This window comes from Streptomyces adelaidensis (assembly GCF_016598475.1).
Taxonomy (GTDB): Bacteria; Actinomycetota; Actinomycetes; order Streptomycetales; family Streptomycetaceae; genus Streptomyces; species Streptomyces adelaidensis.
This window is the reverse complement of record NZ_JAEMUX010000174.1, coordinates 1-5,599: the sequence shown is the minus strand read 5'-3', so window position 1 is coordinate 5,599 and position 5,599 is coordinate 1. Positions and strand designations below refer to the sequence as shown.

Below are 5,599 nucleotides of genomic sequence, written 5' to 3'. Positions count from 1 at the left end.
CGCCGCATCAGCCACCGACCCGTCGGTCTCAGCCCCGCCGGCCACCGCCTCCTCAGGCCCAGCCGCCTCAGCCTTCGCCGCGCCGGTCCGTGACACCTCGGCCTCAGACCCCGCAGGCTCCAACCTGTCGGCCTTCGACCCGCCAGTCTCCGACCCCGCAGCCTCAGACCCGTCGGTCTCGGCCTCCTCGGCCACAGACCCCTCCGTCTCGGCCCCCTGGGCCACCGACCCCTCCGTCTCGGCGAGGTCCAAGTTCAAGCCCTCCGCCTCGGCTGCCTCCAGCAAGGCTCGGCGGGAGAAGACCGCGGTTGCCTGGTCGACCCTCGGGGTGTCCCGGGACATCGAGACGCGGGGGTCCGTGGCCGGTCGGGGGGAGCCGGAGGTCTGGCCCGGGACCGAACCGGGGCCGTCCGGGACCGGTGGCTCGCTCCCCGACGTCGACCCCGCCGACGACTCGTACCGCTTCGACCTGTCGGGGGACGTGCCCGCCACCGATGCCTCCTCCCGCGCGCCGCCCGTCCTCAGGAGCGCGCCCTACCGAACCGTGAAACCCGCCGCCCGGACCTTAGCCACCGCACGCACCACCGCGCCTCGCCGCTGTCCGAACCATGTACCAGTGTCCTGTGTGCGGGCTTAAACCCTGCGGTAGACGAGAACGACATACTTATCGGTTCCACTACATTCCGGTCACGCACCCTCGACAGACCAATGTGAGAGGGGTCACCCTGTCATTCATCCACGCGGGGAGGCATGGATGGGCAGGAGCCGCAGAACGATTCCGGAAGAGCTTCTACTGCTGGCGTTGGACCCGGCCACGGGTACCACCGCACAGCCGCAGTCGCTCGACCTTGGTCTGGCCGGAGCACAGCTAGTGGAGCTGGCGCTGGCCGGACGGATAGCCCCGGACGGGGATCGTATAGCCGTGGTGTCCCCACGGCCGACTGGAGATCCAACACTGGACTGCGCGTTGGAGTTGCTGCGAAGGCGTGGCGCTCCCGTGCGTGCCGTCCACTGGATTGGCGGGCCGCGTCTCGGGCTCCGTCAGACCTACCTGTCACACCTGGAGCGCTGCGGCATGGTCCATGCCGTCGCGGGCCAGATGTGCGGGGTGCTGCCGACGACGCGCTATCAGGCGACGGAGACGGCGATCAGCCGGGAGATCAAGTCCCGGCTGGATTCGGCGATCCGCACCGGCGTACCGCCGGACCCGCGGACGGCAGCGCTCGCCGCTCTCGCCCACGCCGTGGGCCTCGGCAAGCACCTGTACCCGGGGAACGAGGGACGCTCGTCCCGATCCCGGCTGCGGGATCTGATCCGGCACGACCCCATGGGTGGCCTGGTGGCCCACGCCGTCATGGACGTGCAGAACGGCGTGGCCGCACAGCCACGCCGCAGCCCGGCACCGGTCGGCCGTCAGGCCGTCCCCGGCGCCAGGCCACCCGCACCGGAACCCGCACGCGGCGTTCCGATGCAGCCACGCCGCGGCTCCATGGCACGCGTCGTGGCGCACTGAACGGCACGGAGGTGTGAGGTGCCGGGCCCAGAGCCGCGGGCCCCGGCACCCATCGCGCCACCCGTTCCACAGCGGTACCGCGACAGCACCGTTCGCATCGCATCGCACCGCCGGCACCGAACCGCTCGAAGAACCCAGGACCCCAGGACCCGGTTCGGGAGCCGCCGGCTCGCGCGGGGCGCGTAGGGCCACGGCCCCGCACGCCCCGCGCGGCCGCATGTCCGCAGACGTGCGGCGAAGTCGCACACCGAGGACGTACATCGAGGGCGTACATCGAGGGCGTACATCGAGGGCGTAAATTCGGCGGAGATCCCTCCACGGCGGAAAAACACCGGCGTGAACGGCGCATGCACAGCGCATATCCGCTGTTTTCCAGCGGTACTCAGCACCTTGGTGGCAATCTGCTCAACAGCAGATACGCAAAGTAGAGGCACGCAGCCGGAGGTGCACGTCCCGTGGCGTCCAATGTCAATCCCACTGTCAGGCGACGCCGGTTGGGCCAGGAGCTGCGTCGGCTCCGCGAGCTCAAGGGCATGACCGCCGAGGAGGTCGCCGAGCGGCTGCTGGTCTCCCAGTCGAAGATCAGCCGCCTGGAGAACGGCCGCCGCAGCATCAGCCAGCGCGACGTCCGCGACCTCTGCGGGGTCTACGACGTCGAGGACCAGCGCGTCGTCGACTCCCTGATGCAGATGGCCAAGGACTCCCGCCAGCAGGGCTGGTGGCACGCGTTCGGCGATGTCCCGTACAGCGTCTACATCGGCCTGGAGACGGACGCGGCCAGTCTGCGCGTCTACGACCCCCAGGTCGTCCCCGGGCTGCTGCAGACCCGCCCGTACGCCGAGGCACTCATCGCGGGCGCGCTGCCCGAGACCGCCTCCAGCGACGTCAACAACCGCGTCCAGGTACGGCTGCGACGACAGGAACGTATCTCCGCGCCGGAGAGCCCCCTGCGGCTGTGGACCGTCCTCGACGAGGCCGCGCTGCGCCGTGTCGTGGGCAATCGCTCCCTCATGCGTGAGCAGCTCGAGCACCTGGTCGAGCAGTCCCAACTCCCGCATGTCACCGTGCAGGTGATCCCCTTCGACCTCGGCGCGCATCCCGGTCTGAACGGGCAGTACGCGATTCTGGAGTTTCCGGACGCGTCGGACTCCAGCGTCGTCTACATCGAGGGCGTCACCAGTGATCTGTATCTGGAGAAGCCGGCCGACGTCCAGAAGTACAGCGTGATGTACGAGCACTTGAGGGCGCAGGCTCTGAATGTCGATCAGTCCCGCCAGTTCATCGCGGGCATCGCCAAGGAATACGCACAGCTGCGGCCACACTGAGGCCGAGTGGGCCGAGGGGGACTGAGAGGAACTGTTGGAAAGTGAAGGGGCGGGAAGATACACCCTCGAAAGGCCTTGAGGGAAGATCCTTTGGAATATGCCACCCACCCGAGTGAATAGTCTCTTCGTCAGCCGATGTTGGCGAGTAGCGTCGATCACGCCAAGGAAATCAACGACCTTGGCGCAAACCGAACCGTGGATTCCGGCAACGGACAGCACCGCCCCGCGGTTCGGCGACAGCACTCAACGACAAAGCGCAAGCGGAGCAGAAATGGCAATTCAGCAAGGCACCACGGACACGTGGGTCAAGTCCTCCTACTCCACCGGGAACGGCGCGTGCGTCGAGGTCAAGTCCCCCGTCCTCGCGGCCCTGTCCGTGCGTGACTCCAAGGTTTCCGACGGCCCGACGCTGGCGTTCCCCGCCGACACGTGGAACGCGTTCGTGGCCGAGGTCAGCCGGGGAGCCTCCGACCTCGCGTGACAAGGGTTCACCACGACCATCGTCACCAACGCCACACCTTCACAGAGCACGACGCCTTCACAGAGCACCACAACCGCACACAGCACTACAACCGCACACAGCACCACTGACAGAGCCCTCTCGACCGGCCCGCCGTCCTGGCCGAGGGGGCTCGGCCTTTTCCTCGGCATCGGCGGGAAACCCCGCTGACGGCCCGCAAAGACCCCCGCTCGCCGTACCGGTGGACGGTCGCCTCGTGACGACGGACGAGACGGCCTGGCCCCTCACCGTGAGGGCGGGCCCTCGGTCCCGCCCCCGCCGAGGAGGCGAGGGCTGTCGGGCTTTCCGGCGGCCCCCGGGTCGCTCAGCCCGTCGATGGCCAGACCGTGCATCATCGCCGCCTGGGAGCGGATCGAACAGATCGCCCCGACGAGTTGCTCGCGCAGCGCCCGGCAGCCGTCGGATGCGCCTCCCGCCGCGGTCGCACCAAGCCACCCCACCTCGCTCACGTTCACACTCACGCTCACGCTCGGCGAGGCCTTTTCAATCGTCACTCCACCGTCTCCAGCTCTCAGGTGAACCGGCCCGACCGGGTCTCGTCACACCGAGCTCCCGCATCCCGCCCAACGCACAACGAGAGCCCATGGCAGCGGGACCGTCACGCTCATCACACACTTGGTCCAACGCATCGGCGTTCGCGACCGTCCACCGCGCACCTGACGCCCAGATGGCTCCCGCCCGGGCGACGGGCTCCGGGTATGCCAGGAAGCTGAAGGTGGCCGGGCCGGAAGGCGAAGCCGCCCGGCCACGTTCTTGAGCCGACCGCACCCGCAAGAGAGGCGAGCGATGACAACTGCGAAGGACATCATGACCCCGGGCGCCCAGTGGATCCCCCGGACCGAGACGCTGGACCGCGCGGCGCGGATGATGCGGGACCACGAGGTGGGCTCGCTGCCGGTCAGTGACCCCGACAACGACGACCGGATGTGCGGCATCATCACGGACCGCGACATCGTGGTGAAGTGCGTCGCCTCGGGACAGGACCCCTCCAGGGTCACCTGCGGAGACCTGTGCGAGGGCACGCCGCGTTGGATCGACGCCGACGCCGACACCTCCGACGTCCTGCGCGAGATGGAGTCCCACCAGATCAAGCGCCTCCCGGTGATCGAGAACAAGCGGATGGTCGGAATGATCAGCGAGACCGACATGGCCCGTCACCTCACCGACGACCAGCTCGCGGAGTTCGTCCAGCGGGTGTACTCGAGCTGACCCTTACCCCCTGGTCCGTGGTTCGGCGACGTCTGCCTGAGCGGGTCGCAGGAGCTGGTCGCCGACCCGGTAGCCGGGGCGCAGGATCGCGGTGCAGGTGGGCTGTTCGACGTGGTCGGAGTGGGTGCAGGAGACGGCCTCGTGCAGGGTGGGGTCGAAGGGATCGCCCGCCGTGCCGAAGGACTGCAGTCCCAGGGCGGTGAGTTCGCTCCGCAGTACTTCGGTGACGCGCTGGAAGCCGCCGGTCACTTCCCCTTGCCTGTGCGCCTCGTCGATGGCGTCAAGGACGGGGAGGAGGCCGGCCAGCACGTTGGCCACGGCTATCTCGCCGACCGCGCGGCGATCGCGGCGGACCCGCTCGCGGTAGTGGTCGTACTCGGACTTCACGCGTTGCAGGTCCGCAGTGCGTTCACGCAGTCGGGCCCGCAGGTCGTCGGCGTCGACGACGGCGTCGGCCTGCCGGGCGGGCTCGACGTCACCGCGGCGGCGGGGCTCCAGGCTCGTTCCCGGATCCCGCCGCCGGTCGTCGCGGATGATCGACAGCGGGCGCTCGCCAGGGCGGTGGGTGTCGCTCGAGCGGGTCATCCAGCACCCTCCCGCCCCTTGTCGTCGTCGACGATCTCGGCGTCGACGACATCCTCGTCCTGCCCTGCGGCGTCTGCCTCGCTGCCGCCCGCGCCCGCAGTGGCCCCCTGCCGGCCCTGAGCCTGCGCCTGCGCCTGCGCGTACATGGCGGTGCCCACCTTCTGGGCCGCGGCGGTGACCTTGTCGGTGGCCTGCCGCAGGGTGCCCGTGGCATCGCCGTCGGCCGGCCCGGCCTTCAGTGCCTCCTTGAGCTCCGCCAGAGCGCTGTCGACCTCACCCTTCACATCGGCGGGGATCTTGTCGGCGTTGTCGGTGAGCAGCCGTTCGGTCTGGTAGGCGGTCTGCTCGGCGCGGTTGCGGGTCTCGGTTGCCTCACGCCTGCGCCGGTCCTCCTCGGCGTGCTGCTCGGCCTCGCGCATCATGCGGTCGATGTCGTCCTTCGGGAGG

7 protein-coding genes and 1 pseudogene are annotated in these 5,599 nt (G+C 69.3%); 4 read left to right on the top strand and 4 right to left on the bottom strand.

The genetic code is table 11. The annotated features are described in order from the left end of the window. Window positions 1–342, bottom strand: a pseudogene (locus I8N67_RS40780) (D-alanyl-D-alanine carboxypeptidase); the annotation flags it as partial. 412 nt (window positions 343–754) lie between these two features. On the opposite strand from I8N67_RS40780, the gene I8N67_RS40775 reads away from it, so the two are divergent. The 3 genes from I8N67_RS40775 to I8N67_RS40765 all read left to right on the top strand — a co-directional run bounded on the left by I8N67_RS40775 (window position 755) and on the right by I8N67_RS40765 (window position 3,319). Next, on the top strand, window positions 755–1,513 hold the full coding sequence (locus I8N67_RS40775; RefSeq protein WP_200309363.1) for a GOLPH3/VPS74 family protein: 759 nt from the start codon (window positions 755–757) through the stop codon (window positions 1,511–1,513). Between the two features lie 455 nt (window positions 1,514–1,968). Beyond that, a complete protein-coding gene (locus I8N67_RS40770; protein ID WP_200309362.1) occupies window positions 1,969–2,838 on the top strand; it encodes a helix-turn-helix domain-containing protein in 870 nt (289 codons plus the stop codon). A 271-nt stretch (window positions 2,839–3,109) separates the two neighbouring features. After that, window positions 3,110–3,319 carry a DUF397 domain-containing protein gene (locus I8N67_RS40765; RefSeq protein ID WP_200309361.1) on the top strand — a complete coding sequence of 70 codons (210 nt, stop codon included), beginning with the start codon at window positions 3,110–3,112 and terminating at the stop codon, window positions 3,317–3,319. Window positions 3,320–3,582: 263 nt separating this feature from the next. On the opposite strand, the gene I8N67_RS40760 is transcribed toward I8N67_RS40765, so the two are convergent. Further along, a complete protein-coding gene (locus I8N67_RS40760; RefSeq protein ID WP_200309360.1) occupies window positions 3,583–3,852 on the bottom strand; it encodes a hypothetical protein in 270 nt (89 codons plus the stop codon). A 292-nt stretch (window positions 3,853–4,144) separates the two neighbouring features. On the opposite strand from I8N67_RS40760, the gene I8N67_RS40755 reads away from it, so the two are divergent. Then, window positions 4,145–4,567, top strand: coding sequence for a CBS domain-containing protein (locus I8N67_RS40755; RefSeq protein WP_200309359.1), 423 nt, complete (start codon window positions 4,145–4,147; stop codon window positions 4,565–4,567). Window positions 4,568–4,570: 3 nt separating this feature from the next. Here the strand turns inward: I8N67_RS40755 and grpE are convergent, their stop codons facing one another. Then, window positions 4,571–5,152, bottom strand: coding sequence for a nucleotide exchange factor GrpE (grpE, locus tag I8N67_RS40750; protein ID WP_200309358.1), 582 nt, complete (start codon window positions 5,150–5,152; stop codon window positions 4,571–4,573). Next, on the bottom strand, window positions 5,149–5,599 hold a 451-nt coding region (locus I8N67_RS40745), incomplete at its 5' end, for an Hsp70 family protein (protein ID WP_200309357.1). The genes grpE and I8N67_RS40745, both read right to left, overlap by 4 nt.

Bases quoted from the DNA above. Each gene is read 5' to 3' on its own strand.
- I8N67_RS40775 (WP_200309363.1), top strand. From the start codon at position 755: ATGGGCAGGAGCCGCAGAACGATTCCGGAAGAGCTTCTACTGCTGGCG.
- I8N67_RS40765 (WP_200309361.1), top strand. From the start codon at position 3,110: ATGGCAATTCAGCAAGGCACCACGGACACGTGGGTCAAGTCCTCCTAC.
- grpE (WP_200309358.1), bottom strand. From the start codon at position 5,152: ATGACCCGCTCGAGCGACACCCACCGCCCTGGCGAGCGCCCGCTGTCG.
- I8N67_RS40755 (WP_200309359.1), top strand. From the start codon at position 4,145: ATGACAACTGCGAAGGACATCATGACCCCGGGCGCCCAGTGGATCCCC.